The 14,158-nt window shown below is 70.7% G+C and carries 10 protein-coding genes; 4 read left to right on the top strand and 6 right to left on the bottom strand.

Features of this window, described 5'->3' with window-relative positions:
* Positions 1-95: 95 nt before the first annotated feature.
* From lspA to STARVERO_RS19450, 3 genes are all read right to left on the bottom strand, one after another.
* Entirely contained in the window at positions 96-584 is a 489-nt protein-coding gene (gene lspA / locus STARVERO_RS19460; protein WP_159600923.1) for a signal peptidase II, read from the bottom strand.
* 24 nt (positions 585-608) lie between these two features.
* Positions 609-3,668 (bottom strand): isoleucine--tRNA ligase, encoded by a 3,060-nt coding sequence (gene ileS, locus STARVERO_RS19455; protein ID WP_159600921.1) that lies wholly within the window; start codon positions 3,666-3,668, stop codon positions 609-611.
* Between the two features lie 86 nt (positions 3,669-3,754).
* Complete coding sequence (locus tag STARVERO_RS19450; RefSeq protein ID WP_159600919.1) at positions 3,755-4,780, bottom strand: zinc-dependent alcohol dehydrogenase family protein; 1,026 nt, start codon at positions 4,778-4,780, stop codon at positions 3,755-3,757.
* A gap of 108 nt (positions 4,781-4,888) precedes the next feature.
* Here STARVERO_RS19450 and STARVERO_RS19445 point away from each other — a divergent pair, with 108 nt between their 5' ends.
* Positions 4,889-5,791, top strand: coding sequence for a LysR family transcriptional regulator (locus tag STARVERO_RS19445; RefSeq protein ID WP_144341427.1), 903 nt, complete (start codon positions 4,889-4,891; stop codon positions 5,789-5,791).
* Between the two features lie 68 nt (positions 5,792-5,859).
* On the opposite strand, the gene STARVERO_RS19440 is transcribed toward STARVERO_RS19445, so the two are convergent.
* Positions 5,860-6,810: a bifunctional riboflavin kinase/FAD synthetase gene (locus STARVERO_RS19440; RefSeq protein ID WP_159600917.1), complete on the bottom strand. Its 951-nt coding sequence runs from the start codon at positions 6,808-6,810 to the stop codon at positions 5,860-5,862.
* 125 nt (positions 6,811-6,935) lie between these two features.
* Positions 6,936-7,826 (bottom strand): TIGR01459 family HAD-type hydrolase, encoded by an 891-nt coding sequence (locus tag STARVERO_RS19435; protein WP_159600915.1) that lies wholly within the window; start codon positions 7,824-7,826, stop codon positions 6,936-6,938.
* A 212-nt stretch (positions 7,827-8,038) separates the two neighbouring features.
* On the opposite strand from STARVERO_RS19435, the gene STARVERO_RS19430 reads away from it, so the two are divergent.
* Positions 8,039-8,671, top strand: a complete 633-nt coding sequence (locus STARVERO_RS19430) for a MarC family protein (RefSeq protein ID WP_144341424.1) — start codon at positions 8,039-8,041, stop codon at positions 8,669-8,671.
* A gap of 116 nt (positions 8,672-8,787) precedes the next feature.
* The gene (locus STARVERO_RS19425; RefSeq protein WP_159600913.1) at positions 8,788-10,122 is read left to right on the top strand and encodes a dihydroorotase; all 1,335 of its coding nucleotides are present in this window, start codon (positions 8,788-8,790) and stop codon (positions 10,120-10,122) included.
* Positions 10,123-10,155: 33 nt separating this feature from the next.
* Here the strand turns inward: STARVERO_RS19425 and truA are convergent, their stop codons facing one another.
* On the bottom strand, positions 10,156-10,908 hold the full coding sequence (gene truA, locus STARVERO_RS19420; protein WP_144341422.1) for a tRNA pseudouridine(38-40) synthase TruA: 753 nt from the start codon (positions 10,906-10,908) through the stop codon (positions 10,156-10,158).
* A 289-nt stretch (positions 10,909-11,197) separates the two neighbouring features.
* Here truA and polA point away from each other — a divergent pair, with 289 nt between their 5' ends.
* Positions 11,198-14,146, top strand: coding sequence for a DNA polymerase I (polA, locus tag STARVERO_RS19415; protein WP_159600911.1), 2,949 nt, complete (start codon positions 11,198-11,200; stop codon positions 14,144-14,146).
* Positions 14,147-14,158: the final 12 nt, after the last annotated feature.

The raw sequence follows: 14,158 nt of genomic DNA, 5'->3' as shown, positions 1-14,158 counted from the left end.
CGGTCGTCTCCTGCGGATCGTCCGTGGGCGGCGTGAAGGCCGCGCCGACGGGCCCCGCTCAAGCGTGCGGAAGCTCCGATGTCATTCCAGGGCGGCTATTTTGCGGCGTCCCCGAAAAATGAATCATACAAAAGCAGCCCGACACCGGCAACAATGGCCACGTCGGACAGGTTGAACACATACCAGTAATAGCCGAAGGCGTGTAGCGACACGAAGTCGAACACCGCGCCATAGGCCACGCGGTCGATGGCGTTGCCGAGCGCGCCGCCGATCAGCAGCCCGAGCGCGGCCGCCTCCAGCCGGCGGTCGACCCGCGCCAGCCAGAACCAGAACACCACCGCCGCGACGATCTTCAGCCCGCCCAGCAGCCACCAGCCGTCCGCGCCCTGCGCGAACAGCCCGTAGCTGATGCCGGTGTTCCAGGCGTAGACGATGTCGAGGAACGGCGTGAGGGTGACCTTGCCGGTCTCGCCGAAATCGACGCCGTTGAGCACGGCGAGCTTGGTTCCCTGGTCGATCGCCAGCGCGGCGAGGGCGAACAGGCCGCCATAGAGCGTCAGCGGACCGGCGAGGCGGAGCTTCATCGTCGCGCTTTCACCCGCGCCGCATCATTCCGCCGCCCGCCGCGCGGCGGCCAGCTCGCGCAGCGCCATGGCGTCGCGCGGCGTCACGTCCGGGAACTCGGGATCGGTGCCGACCAGCGGCGAGATCTTCCACGAACGGGCGCATTTCTCGCCCACCGCCTTCGCCGCCACGACCGCGACGCCGGGCACGTCCGGCAGGCGGAAGGCGCCCGATGGCCCCTCGTCGGGCACCAGATGCGCGTCGGAGGTGATGCACACCTCCGCGAGGTCGACCGCGCTCACCGCCGTGAACAGGTTGGGGTCGGTGACATGGATCACCGGCGCCGCCTCCAGGCTGGAGCCGATGCGCTTGGCCGCGCGCTCCACTTCCAGCGCCCCCAGCACCACGCGCCGCACGAGGCGGATCTTGCGCCATTCATCGGCGAGCACGTCGTCGCGCCACTTGGCCGGCGTCTCGGGGAAGGTGACGAGATGCACCGAGCCGGTCTCGGAGGGGAAGCGCGACAGCCAGGTCTCTTCCGCCGTGAAGGGCAGGATCGGCGCCAGCCAGACCACCAGCCGGTTGAACACCTCGTCCAGCACGGTCAGGCAGGCCCGGCGCGTCACCGAGGAGATCGGGTCGCAGTACAGCGCGTCCTTGCGCACGTCGAAATAGAAGGCCGACAGCTCGCTGGTCATGAAGGCGGTCAGCGCCGCGTTGACGCGCTTGAAGTCGAAGGCCGCATAGGCCTCGCGCACCGTCGCGTCGAGCTCGACGAGGCGGTGCAGCACCATGCGCTCCAGCGCCGGCATGTCGGCATAGGCGATGCGCTCGGCCTCGCGGTAGTGGTGCAGCGAGCCCAGCAGCCAGCGCAGCGTGTTGCGCAGCTTGCGGTAGGTCTCGACCGTGGTCTTGAGGATCTCCGGCCCGATGCGCAGGTCGTCGGAATAGTCGGAAGCGCACACCCACAGGCGCAGAATGTCGGCGCCGGACGACTTGATCACCTCCTGCGGGGCGACCACGTTGCCGACCGACTTCGACATCTTGCGGCCCTGCTCGTCGAGCACGAAGCCATGGGTCAGCACCACGTCGTAGGGCGGGCGCCCGCGCGTACCGCAGCTCTCCAGCAGGGAGGAATGGAACCAGCCGCGATGCTGGTCCGAGCCTTCGAGGTACATCACCCGGTCCGGCCCGCCGGTGAAGGCGCGGTTCACCTTCAGGTCCGCGCGCACTTCCAGCGTGAAGGCGTGGGTGGAGCCGCTGTCGAACCAGACGTCGAGGATGTCGTCGACCTTGGTCCACTCATTGGCGTCGTAATCGTTGCCGAGGAAGCGCCGGGCGGCGCCTTCCTTGTACCAGGCGTCGGCCCCTTCCGCCGCGAAGGCGTCGGCGATGCGCCTGTTGACCTGTTCGTCGCGCAGGATCTCGACCGTGCCGTCGCCCCTGTCCTTCACGAAGACGGCGATCGGCACGCCCCAGGCGCGCTGGCGCGAGACCACCCAGTCCGGGCGGTTCTCGATCATGCCGGTGATGCGGTTCTCGCCGGAGGCCGGCACCCAGTCGACGCCGGCGATGCCGCCGAGCGCGCGCGCCCGCAGCGTGTCGCCCTTCGTCGAGGAGCCGTCCGCCGCCGCGATGTCCTTGTCCATCGCGATGAACCATTGCGGCGTGTTGCGGAAGATCACCGGCGCCTTGGAGCGCCAGGAATGCGGGTACTGGTGCTTCAGCCGGCCGCGCGCGATCAGCTTGTCGGCGGCCGCCAGCGCCTTGATCACCGCGTCGTTGGCGTCTCCGTCCTTGCCCTTGTCGTCCATCACCCGATGGCCGGCGAACAGCGGCACGTGGTCGTAATAGCGCCCGTCCGGGCCGACCGTGTGCGGCACCTCGCCGAGCCTCTCGGCGATGTAGAGGTTGAAGTCGTCGGCGCCGTGGCCGGGGGCGATGTGCACGAAGCCGGTGCCGGTCTCCTCGGTGACGAAGTCGCCCGCCACCACCGGCACCGGGAAGTCGAAATAGCCCTTCGTACCCTCGACGCCGGCCAGCGGGTGGGCGCAGACGAGATGGGTCGGGTCCACCTCCTTGCGGCGCTCCCAGCCGGTGACGCGGGCGGCCTTGAACACCTCCCCGGCGAGCTTGTCGGCGAGGATGAAGTGCTCGCCGACCTTGGCCCAGTTGTCGGCCGGCGCCTCCGTCACCTCGTAGACGGCATAGGTGACGTCCTTGGAGAAGGCGATGGCGCGGTTGCCGGGGATGGTCCAGGGCGTGGTCGTCCAGATCACCACGCTGGCGCCCTCATAGGAGGGGAACAGGTGGATGTCGTCCGCCTCGCTCGCCGGCTTCAGCCCCTTGGGCAGGCCGCCGGCGGTGGCGTCGCTCTCGCGATAGCCGGTGACCGGGAACTTCACATAGATCGTGGTCGAGGTGTGGTCGTGGTACTCGACCTCCGCCTCGGCGAGCGCGGTGCGCTCCACCACCGACCACATCACCGGCTTGGAGCCGCGATAGAGCAGGCCGTTGCTGGCGAACTTCACGATCTCGCGGGCGATCTGCGCTTCCGCGTCGTAGCTCATGGTCACATAGGGGTGAGACCAGTCGCCCTCGACGCCGAGTCGCTTGAACTCGGCGCGCTGGACGTCGATCCACCCCTCGGCGAAGGCGCGGCATTCCTGGCGGAACTCGACGACCGGCACCTCGTCCTTGTTCTTGCCCTTGGCGCGGTACTGCTCCTCGATCTTCCACTCGATCGGCAGGCCGTGGCAGTCCCAGCCCGGCACGTAGTTGGAATCGTGGCCGAGCGCGCCCTGCGAGCGCACCACCACGTCTTTCAGGATCTTGTTCAGCGCGTGGCCGATATGGATGTTGCCGTTGGCGTAGGGCGGGCCGTCATGCAGCACGAAGCGCGGGCGCCCCTCGCCTTCCTTGCGCTGCTGGCCGTAGAGGTCGATGCGCTCCCAGCGCGCCAGCAGCTCCGGCTCGCGCTGGGGCAGGCCGGCGCGCATCGGGAAATCCGTCTGCGGCAGGAACAGGGTCGACGAATAATCGCGGGCCGCGCTCTCGCCGGCGGCCTCGTTCTCGCTGCGACCATCGCTGTTGCGGCTCGTCATCACGCGCTCCTTACACTCGCCGCACGGTTTAAGCGCAGCGCCGGGGCGGTGCAAGGGCGCGAAGGCCGTTCGCGGGCTCCGGCCGCTCAGCCCGGCGTGACCACGATCTTGCCGAAGGCGCCGCGTTCGAGATGGTCGAGCGCCGCCGGCAGCTCCTCCAGCCGGTAGCGGGCGTCGATCACCGGCTTCAGCCCGGCCGTGTCCACCGCCCGCACCAGATCCTCGAGCGCCCGGCGATGGCCGACGCCGATGCCGTTGAGGGTGAGCTGCTTGAGCATGAGCGGGCCGAGCGGCAGGGCGGCATCGAATCCCTCGATGATGCCGATCTGGGCGATGCGCCCGCCGATCGCCGCCACCTCCACCGCCCGGCCGAGCGCCGGCCCGCCGGCGAGCGCCAGGACATGGTCGGCGCCATAGCCGCCGGTCGCCGCGCGCACCGCCTCCACCCAGTCGCCGGCCGTGCGGTCGATGCCGATATCGGCGCCGAGCGCCTTCGCCCGCGCCAGCTTGCCGGCGCTGCCGGAGACGACGATCGTGCGCGCGCCATGCGCCCGGGCGATGGCGAGGCCGAACAGGGCGACGCCGCCCGTCCCTTCCACCAGCACCGTCTCGCCCGCCTTCAGACCCCCGCGCTCGACGAGGCCGAACCAGGCGGTGAGGCCCGCGCAGGGCAGGGTACTGGCTTCCTCGGGCGCCAGCGTCCGCGGCGCGCGCACCAGCCATTCCTCCGGCAGCGCGACATAATCCGCCAGCATGCCGGGATAGGCGCCGCCGAGCGCCTGATAGGGCAGGGTCGCGGAATCCCCCCTGGGCAACCCGTCGATCCAGCCGGGGAAGAAGGTGGAGATCACCCGCTCGCCCTCGGCGAAGCGGCGGCTGCCCTCGCCCGCCGCCGCCACCGTGCCGGCGAGGTCCGAACCCGGCGTGAAGGGGAAGTCGAGCGGAGCGCCGAGGCCGTTCGCGATCACCAGCGTGTCGCGATAGTTGAGCGAGACCGCCTCCACCTTCACCAGCACCTCGCCGGCGCCGGGGCGCGGCACCGGCACCTCCTTCAGCGCCAGCGCCGCCCGGCCGTAATCGTCGATCTGCCAGCGTCGCATCCTGTCCGTCATCATTCGCTCCTTGACCAAAATCGATGTCGGACGGACGTTATCGTTGAGCAGAAGGCTCCGGTTGCGATAGGTTTTCCCATCATTGGCGAATTTTTGGCATCAATCGACATGAGCGACGTTCTCGCCGGCATCGACGTTTTCGTGGCCTCGGTGGAGACGGGCAGCTTCTCCGCCGCCGCCGAGCGCATGGGGCTGACGCGCTCGGCGGTCGCCAAGACGGTGGCGCGGCTGGAATCGCGCCTCGCCGTCCGCCTGTTCCACCGCTCGACGCGCCGCCAGAGCCTCACCGCCGACGGGCAGGTCTATTACGAGCGCTGCGTGCGGGCGCTGGACGAGCTGCGCGCCGGCCGCTCGACGCTGGAATCCGGCCGGCGCGAGGCCGTCGGCCGGCTGCGGGTCGCCATGCCGCTGCTGTTCGGCCGGCGCTGCGTCGCCCCGGTGCTGGCGCGGCTCGCCGCCCGCCACCCCCGGCTGGAGATCGACATGGCCCTGTCGGACCGGCTGGTGGACGTGGTGGACGACGGCTACGACCTCGCCATCCGCAACGGCGCCATCGGCGACGGAAGCGGGCTGATGACCCGCACGGTCGGCCTGCAGCGCATGACGGTGTGCGCGGCGCCCGCCTATCTCGCCGTCCACGGCGCGCCGGCAGGGCTGGCGGACCTGTCCCGCCATCACGCCATCACCTATGCGCGGGACGGGCGGGTGAAGGCGTGGACCTTCCCGCTGCCCGGCGGGCCGGTGGAGGCGACGCCGCCGAGCCGGCTGCGCTTCGACGATCTCGAATCCATCGCGGAGGCGGCCGAGGCCGGCCACGGGCTCGCCTGGCTGCCCTGCTGGCTCATCCGCGACCGGGTGCATGCCGGCACGCTGGTGCCGCTGCTGGCGGACCTGCCGCGCCTCGTCTTCTCCACCCACGCGCTGTGGCCGGCGAGCCCGCATCTGCCGGTGAAGGTGCGCCTCGCCCTCGACGCGCTGGCGGCGGAGCTGCCGGGCAGCGCGGAGCTCTAGCGCGCTTTCGAGCGAGGCAGCCGCCGGCGTGAAGAAAAATGCGCCGGCTCAGGGAGCTGGCGCGGCGCTCAATCCAGCGCCGCCCGCGCCCGCGCGCTGTCCTCGTTCATCTGCGCGATCAGCGCTTCGATGCTGTCGAACTTCAGCTCGGGGCGCAGATAGGCGTGGAAGGCGACGGGCAGCACCCGCCCGTAGAGGTCGCCCCTGAAATCGAAGATGAAGGTCTCCAGCCGCGGCGCGCCGTCATCGAAGGTCGGGCGGCGGCCGAAGCTCGCCACGCCCTTGTGGCGCACGCCGTTGATCTCCACCGTCACCGCGTAGATGCCGTGGGCCAGCGTCACCGCCGGGTCGAGCCGCATGTTGGCGGTGGGATAGCCGAGCTCGCGCCCGCGCTTGTCGCCGTGGATCACCTCGGCCTCCACCTCCCACGGCGCGCCGAGCATGTGGGCGGCCTGCTCGACGCGCCCCTGCGCCAGCGCGGCGCGGATGACGCTGGAGGAAACCTGCGCCCCCTCGTCGAGCAGCGGCGCGACGATCTCGACGGCAAAGCCGTGCCGCCGCCCCGCCTCGCGCAGGAAGATCGGCGAGCCGCCGCGCCCCTTGCCGAAATGGAAGTCGTAGCCCGCCACCACCATGGAGACGCCGAGCCGGCCGACCAGTATGTCGGCGACGAAGCTCTCCGCGTCCTTGGCGGCGAGCCCGGCGTCGAAGGTCAGCACCACCGCGCCGTCGAGGCCGGTCTCGGCGAGGCGCTTCAGCTTCATCGGTTCGGGGGTAAGCCGGAAGATCGGCTCCTCCGGCCGGAAGAAGGCGCGCGGATGCGGCTCGAAGGTCACCGCCAGCGCCGGCCGCCCGAGCGAGCGCGCCTGGTCGACGGCGGTGCCGATCACCGCGCGATGGCCGCGATGCACGCCGTCGAAATTGCCGATGGCGACGACGGGCGCGGCGAGGCCGGGAGGCAGGGCCTGCCCGTCGCGCAGGACGATGAAGGGGTGCGGGGAAGCGGCAGCGTGGGTCATGTCACCGGACGCGGGAAGGGCACGGCGGAGGGGTCGGCATGCCGACGGCGCGGCACGCGCGATAAGTGGCGCCGGCCCGCGCCGCCGTCAATCGGGGTTTCCCGCAAGGCCGCGCCGGAAGCCCCTCACCAGACGAGGCGGGTGGTCACCGCCGCCGGCCGGCCGGGGCCGTCCGCCAGCAGGCGCGCCAGCGCCCCGGGGTCGACCTGCGAGCCGTTCTCGAGGCCCAGCTCCCCGGCATGGATGCCGGCGGCGACGAACAGGCAGTCGATGCCGAAGCCCAGCGCCCCCGCGAGGTCGGTGCGCAGCGCGTCGCCGATGGCGATGGCGCGGGCCGGATTGACGGCCTCGCCGCGCAGCTTCGAGGCGGTGGCGAAGGCGGTCTCGTAGATCGGCCGGTGCGGCTTGCCGCAGAACACCACGTCGCCGCCGAGCTCCGCATAGGCCTCGGCGATCGCCCCGGCGCACCAGATCAGGTCGCCGCCGCGTTCCACCACGATGTCGGGATTGGCGCAGATGAAGGGCAGGTTGCGCCCCCGCGCCGCCTTCAGCGTCGCCGCGTAGTCCTCCGGCGTCTCCACCGTGTCGTCGAACAGGCCGGTGCAGACGATCAGCTCCGCCGCCTCGAAGGAGGTCTGGGTGAGGTCGAGCCCGTCATAGATGCCGAGGTCGCGCTCCGGGCCGAGATGCCACATCTTCACGCCCGGCCGGGCGGCGAGCAGCGCGTTGGTCACCATGCCGGAGGTGACGATGGCGTCATAGGCGTCGCGCGGGATGCGGAAGCCGTCGAGGATGCGCGCCACCCCTTCGGCGGGGCGCGGCGCGTTGGAGACGAGGATCACCGTCGTGCCGGCGTCCCGCGCCCGCTTCAGCGCGTCGGCGGCCGGCTGGGAGCCGACGACGCCGTTGTGCAGCACGCCCCAGACATCGCACAGCACGAGGTCGTAGCGCGGCGCGAGGTCGGCGAAGGACGCGACGATGGGCGGGACGGAGGGGATCTGGACATCGGCTTGCATGCAGGCGGATTGCCACGCCGGCGCGGCCCGCACAAGAGCGCGGCGGGCGGAACGGGCATGCGCCGGTGCGCCCTCCGGCGCCGCCGTCCCGCGTCCTCAAGCGCATGACGAGGGCGGACGCAGGTGCGCGGTTCCTGCTACAAGAGCCGGCATCCGCCACGCCGACTGGACAAAGGCACGGCCCGCCCTGCCGGAAGGAGAGAGCACCGCCGATGGATTTCGCCTTCGCCGCCAAGGTCTTCGCCGCCCTGTTCGCGATCATGAACCCGATCGCCAACCTGCCGATCTTCCTGTCGCTCACCTCCGGCATGAGCGAGGGCGAGCAGCGCCGCACCGCCATCCTCGTGCTCGCCACGGTGGCGGTGGGCTGCTTCGTCTCGGCGGTGGCGGGGCAGGCGATCCTCGGCTTCTTCGGCCTCGACGTGAACCATTTCCGCCTCGCCGGCGGGCTCATCGTGCTGCTCATCGCCCTGTCCATGCTGCACGGCGAGGACAGCGCCACCCATGGCGGCTCGGGGGCGGAGAAGGCGACCTTCGCCAGCGCCAGCAACGTCGCCTTCTATCCGCTCGGCATCCCCATCCTGATGGGGCCGGGCACCATCTCCGCCCTCATCGTCTATGCCGACACCGCGCAGCACACCGGCGACTACGCCGCGCTGGCCATCGGCATCCTCGCCTTCCTCGCCTTGCTCGGCACGACGCTGATCGCCGGCCCCTTCATCGGCCGTGTGCTCTCGCCCACGGTGATGACCGTCACCAAGCGGCTGATGGGCATGGTGCTGGCGGCCATCGCCATGGAAATGCTGGTGGCGAGCCTGCGCGCCCTGTTCCCGGGACTCACCTGACCCGCGCCCCACGAACGCCCGGCCCCGGCGCCACGGGCGTTCCGCTGGCGCGGGATATGGCGTAAGAGCGTGCGCGCGCTCACCACCCGCGTTCCATCACCGGCGAGGACATCATCATGACCGAGACCTTCGATCTCCTGCTCAAGGGCGGCACGGTGGTGAACCAGGACGGCATCGGCGCGCGCGACGTCGGCATCCGCGCCGGCCGCATCGCCGGCATCGGCTCCTTCTCGCCCGACCGGGCCGACGAGACGGTGGACTGCACCGGCCTGCACCTCCTGCCCGGCGTCATCGACACCCAGGTGCATTTCCGCGAGCCCGGCATGGAGCACAAGGAGGACCTCGAATCGGGGTCCCGCGCGGCGGTCATGGGCGGCGTCACCGCCGTGTTCGAGATGCCGAACACCAACCCGCTCACCACCTCGGCGAGCGCGCTGGAAGACAAGATCGCCCGCGCCACCGGCCGCATGCACTGCGACTTCGCCTTCTTCGTCGGCGGCACCCATGACAATGTGAAGGATCTGCCGGAGCTGGAGATGCTGCCCGGCGCCGCCGGCATCAAGGTGTTCATCGGCTCCTCCACCGGCTCGCTGCTGGTGGCCGACGATCCCGGCGTGCGCGCCATCCTCAAGGTGATCCGCCGCCGCGCCGCCTTCCATTGCGAGCACGAGCCGCGCCTCGACGAGCGCAAGCATCTGCGCGTGGAGGGCGACGCCTCCTCGCATCCGGTCTGGCGCGACGAGATCGCGGCGCTCACCGCCACCACCCGCCTCGTCAACCTCGCCCGCGAGGAGGGCAAGCGCGTGCACGTGCTGCACGTCACCTCGCAGGAGGAGATCGAGTTCCTGCGCGCCCACAAGGACGTCGCCACCGTCGAGGTCACGCCGCATCACCTCACCATGGATGCGAGCTGGTACGCCAAGCTCGGCTCACTGGTGCAGATGAACCCGCCGGTGCGCGAGGCGCGCCATCGCGCCGCGCTCTGGCACGGCCTCGCGGAGGGTGTCGTCGACGTGCTCGGCTCCGACCATGCCCCGCACACGCTGGAGGAGAAGGCCAAGCCCTATCCGGCGAGCCCCTCGGGCATGACCGGCGTGCAGACGCTGGTGCCCACCATGCTCGACCATGTGAATGCCGGCCGCCTGACGCTGGAGCGCTTCGTCGACCTGTCGAGCGCCGGTCCGGCCCGCATCTTCAACATCGCCACCAAGGGCCGGATCGCCGTCGGCTACGACGCGGACTTCACCGTCGTCGACCTCAAGCGCCGCGAGACCATCCGCAACGGCTGGATCGCCTCCAAGCCCGGCTGGACCCCCTATGACGGCGTCGAGGTGACGGGCTGGCCGGTCGGCACGCTGCTGCGCGGCGCCCGCGTCATGTGGGAAGGCGAGTTGCTCACGCCCGCGCAGGGCGCGCCGGTGCGCTTCATGGAAGCCCTGCCGAAGCTGTGAGGCGCGGCGCCGACCTCAGGCCGCCGCGGCATCTCAGTACGTGACTTCCGCCAGATAGAGCCCCGCCGCCGGCGCCATCGGGCCGCAGCGCGTGCGGTCCTTCGCCTCCAAAGCGGCGGTGACGTCGTCCGGCGTCCAGGCACCCTCGCCGACCTTCACTAGCGTGCCGACCATGGAGCGCACCTGATGGTGCAGGAAGGAGCGCGCCGCCGCGTGCACCCGCACCTCCATGCCCGGCCCCTCGACGGGCACCGTCTCCACCTCCAGCCGGTCGAGCGTCTTCACCGGCGAGGCGGCCTGGCAGCCCACCGCCCGGAAGGTGGTGAAGTCGTGCCGGCCGACGAGGCGCGCCGCGCCCTGCGCCATCGCTTGCGCGTCGAGCGGGCGCAGCACCCGCCACGCCCGGTCCCGCTCCAGCGCGAGGTCCGGCCGGCGGGCGATGATGCGGTAGACATAGCGCCGGCCGACGGCCGAGAAGCGGGCGTGGAAATCGTCCGCCGCACGCTCGGCGGCCAGCACCGCGACGGGATGCGGGCGCAGATGCGCGTTCATGGCGTCGCGCACCGTGTCCGGCCGCCAGTCGCGCGTGAGCTCGACATGCGCGACCTGCCCCGTGGCGTGCACGCCGGCATCGGTGCGCCCGGCCCCGTGCACCGCCGCAGCCTCGCCGGCGAAGCGCTTCACCGCCTCGGCCAGCACGCCCTGCACGCTCGCTCCCTCGGCCTGGATCTGCCAGCCGACGAAGGGCGTGCCGTCATATTCGATGGTGAGCTTGTAGCGGGGCATGGTTCACTTCCTGCGCGCTCTGTAGCGCCGGGAAGGCGCGGCGTCATCCTCGCCGCGCCTGGGCCACCCACGAACACGGTCATGGCCGGGCTTGGCCCGGCCATCCACGACTTCCGTCGCTCCGGGCATGAAGTCGTGGATGCCCGGCACAAGGCCGGGCATGACGGTGCTCGGAAGAGGGCCGGGATGGTTGCCCGGCCGGTGGGCTTCGGGCATCGTGCGCCCGCCTGAGCACAGCTCAGGCAATCGAGAATTGGGGTGGGCTTGCCCGCTCCCAACGGAGCCCCGAATGCCCGAGCAAGACCCCCGCCAGGATCCCGTCGAAGCCGGCGACCACGTCGTCCTGATCGATGGTTCCGCCTATATCTTCCGCGCCTATCACGCGCTGCCGCCGCTGACCCGCACCTCGGACAAGCTCCCCATCGGCGCGGTGGCCGGCTTCTGCAACATGCTGTGGAAGCTGGTGCGGGCGCAGGGCTTCTCGCCGGCCCCGACGCATCTGGCGGTCGTGTTCGACAAGTCCGAGCAGACCTTCCGCAAGGACATCTACCCGCTCTACAAGGCCCAGCGCCCGGACCTGCCGGAGGACCTGCGCCCGCAGTTCCCGCTCATCCGCGAGGCGACCCGCGCCTTCGACCTCGCCTGCGTCGAGCAGGACAAGTACGAGGCCGACGACCTGATGGCGACCTATGCCGAACTCGCCAAGGCCAAGGGCGCGCTGGTCACCATCATCTCCTCCGACAAGGACCTGATGCAGCTCGTCGACGCGCGCGTGCGCATGTACGACCCGATGAAGGACCGCGCCATCGGCGCCGGAGAGGTGGTCGAGAAGTTCGGCGTCGGCCCCGAGAAGGTGGTCGACGTGCAGTCGCTCGCCGGCGATTCGGTCGACAACGTGCCGGGCGTGCCGGGCATCGGCATCAAGACCGCCGCCCAGCTCCTCGCCGAATATGGCGACCTCGACACGCTGCTCGCCCGCGCCGGCGAGATCAAGCAGACCAAGCGGCGCGAGAACCTCATCGAGTTCGCCGATCAGGCCCGGCTGTCGCGTGAGCTGGTGACGCTCAAGCGCGACGTGCCGCTCGACGTGCCGCTCGATGACATCGCCGTGGTCGAGCCGGAGGGCAAGCGCCTCATCGCCTTCCTCAAGGCGATGGAGTTCACCACGCTGACCCGCCGCGTCGCCGAGGCCTACGAGATCGACGCCGGCGCCATCGAGCCCGACCCCGGCCTCCGCGCGGGCGGGGCGGAGACCGCGCTGCTCGCCGCCGGGCTCGACCCGGAGACGAAGGAACCGGCCATCCCGACCGAGGCGGCCGCGGCCCTCGGCGAAGGCTTCACGCCGCAGGCGCTTTCCGCCGCCCGCATCAAGGAGGCGGCGACCACGCCGGTCGACCGCTCGAAATACGAGACCGTCACCACGCTGGAGCGGCTCCGCGAATGGGTCGCCCGCGCCTTCGAGCTCGGGCTCATCGCGGTCGACACCGAGACCACCGGCCTCGACCCGATGCAGGCGGAGATCGTCGGCTTCTCGCTGGCCACCGCGCCGAACGAGGCCTGCTACGTCCCGCTCGCCCACAAGGGCGGCGACGAGGGCCTGTTCAGCGAGGGCCTGCTGCCGAACCAGATCCCGCTCGACGACGCCATTGCCGCCATTAAGCCGCTGATGGAGCACCCCGGCGTGCTCAAGATCGGCCAGAACCTCAAATATGACTGGCTGATCCTGAAGCGCCTCGGCATCGAGCTCGTCGCCTATGACGACACGATGCTGGTCTCCTACGTGCTCGACGCCGGCGCCTCGCCGCACGGCATGGACCCGCTCTCCATGCGCTGGCTCGGCCACACGCCGATCAAGTACGAGGAAGTCTGCGGCAAGGGCAAGGGACAGATCCGCTTCGACCGCGCGCCCATCGACAGGGCGAGCGACTACGCCGCCGAGGACGCCGACGTCACGCTGCGCCTGTGGCAGGTGCTCAAGCCCCGCCTCGCCGCCGAGGGCAAGGCCACGGTCTACGAGACGCTGGAGCGCCCGCTCGTCACCGTGCTCGCGCGGATGGAAGCGCGCGGCATCAGCATCGACCGGCAGATGCTCTCGCGCCTGTCCGGCGAGTTCGCTCAAGGGATGGGCCGGCTGGAGGCGGAGATCTCCGGCATGGCCGGCGAGACCTTCAACCCCGGCTCGCCCAAGCAGCTCGGCGACATCCTGTTCGGCAAGATGCAGATCCCCGGCGGCCGCAAGACCCCGACCGGCGCCTGGTCCACCGGCGCCGACGTGCTGGAGGAACTGGCCGAGCAGGGCCATGAGCTGCCGCGCCGCATCCTCGACTGGCGCCAGCTCCAGAAGCTCAAATCCACCTATACCGACGCGCTGCCGGGCTATGTGCACCCCGAGACCGGGCGCGTGCACACCTCCTTCGCGCTCGCCGCCACCACGACGGGCCGGCTGTCCTCCTCCGAGCCGAACCTGCAGAACATCCCGGTGCGCACCGAGGAAGGCCGCAAGATCCGCCAGGCCTTCATCGCCGCGCCGGGCCACAAGCTGATCTCGGCCGACTATTCGCAGATCGAGCTGCGCCTGCTCGCCGAGATCGCCGACACCCCCTCGCTGCGGCAGGCCTTCCAGGACGGGCTCGACATCCACGCGATGACGGCGTCCGAGATGTTCGGCGTGCCGATCGAGGGCATGCCCGGCGAGGTGCGCCGGCGCGCCAAGGCGATCAATTTCGGCATCATCTACGGCATCTCGGCCTTCGGGCTGGCCAACCAGCTCTCCATCCCGCGCGAGGAGGCCGGCGCCTACATCAAGCGCTATTTCGAGCGTTTCCCCGGCATCCGCGCCTATATGGACGAGACCCGCGCCTTCGCCCGCGAGCACGGCTATGTGGAGACGCTGTTCGGCCGGCGCTGCCACTACCCCGACATATCCGCCAAGAACCCGTCGATCCGCGCCTTCAACGAGCGCGCGGCGATCAACGCCCGCCTGCAGGGCTCGGCGGCGGACATCATCCGCCGCGCCATGGCGCGCATGGAACCGGCGCTGGAGAAGGCAGGGCTCTCCGCCCGCATGCTGCTGCAGGTGCATGACGAGCTGATCTTCGAGGTCCCGGACGGCGAGGTCGGCGCCACCATCCCGGTGGTGCGCGAGGTGATGGAGCTGGCGCCGTTCCCGGCCGTCGCTCTCAAGGTGCCGCTCAAGGTCGACGCCCGCGCGGCTTCGAATTGGGACGAGGCGCACTAGCACCGGCGAATG

The organism is Starkeya nomas (genome assembly GCF_902703545.1).
In the GTDB taxonomy this organism is placed as follows: Bacteria; Pseudomonadota; Alphaproteobacteria; order Rhizobiales; family Xanthobacteraceae; genus Ancylobacter; species Ancylobacter moscoviensis.
Note: the sequence above shows the minus strand (reverse complement) of the source record. Positions and strands in the feature narration are given on the sequence as shown.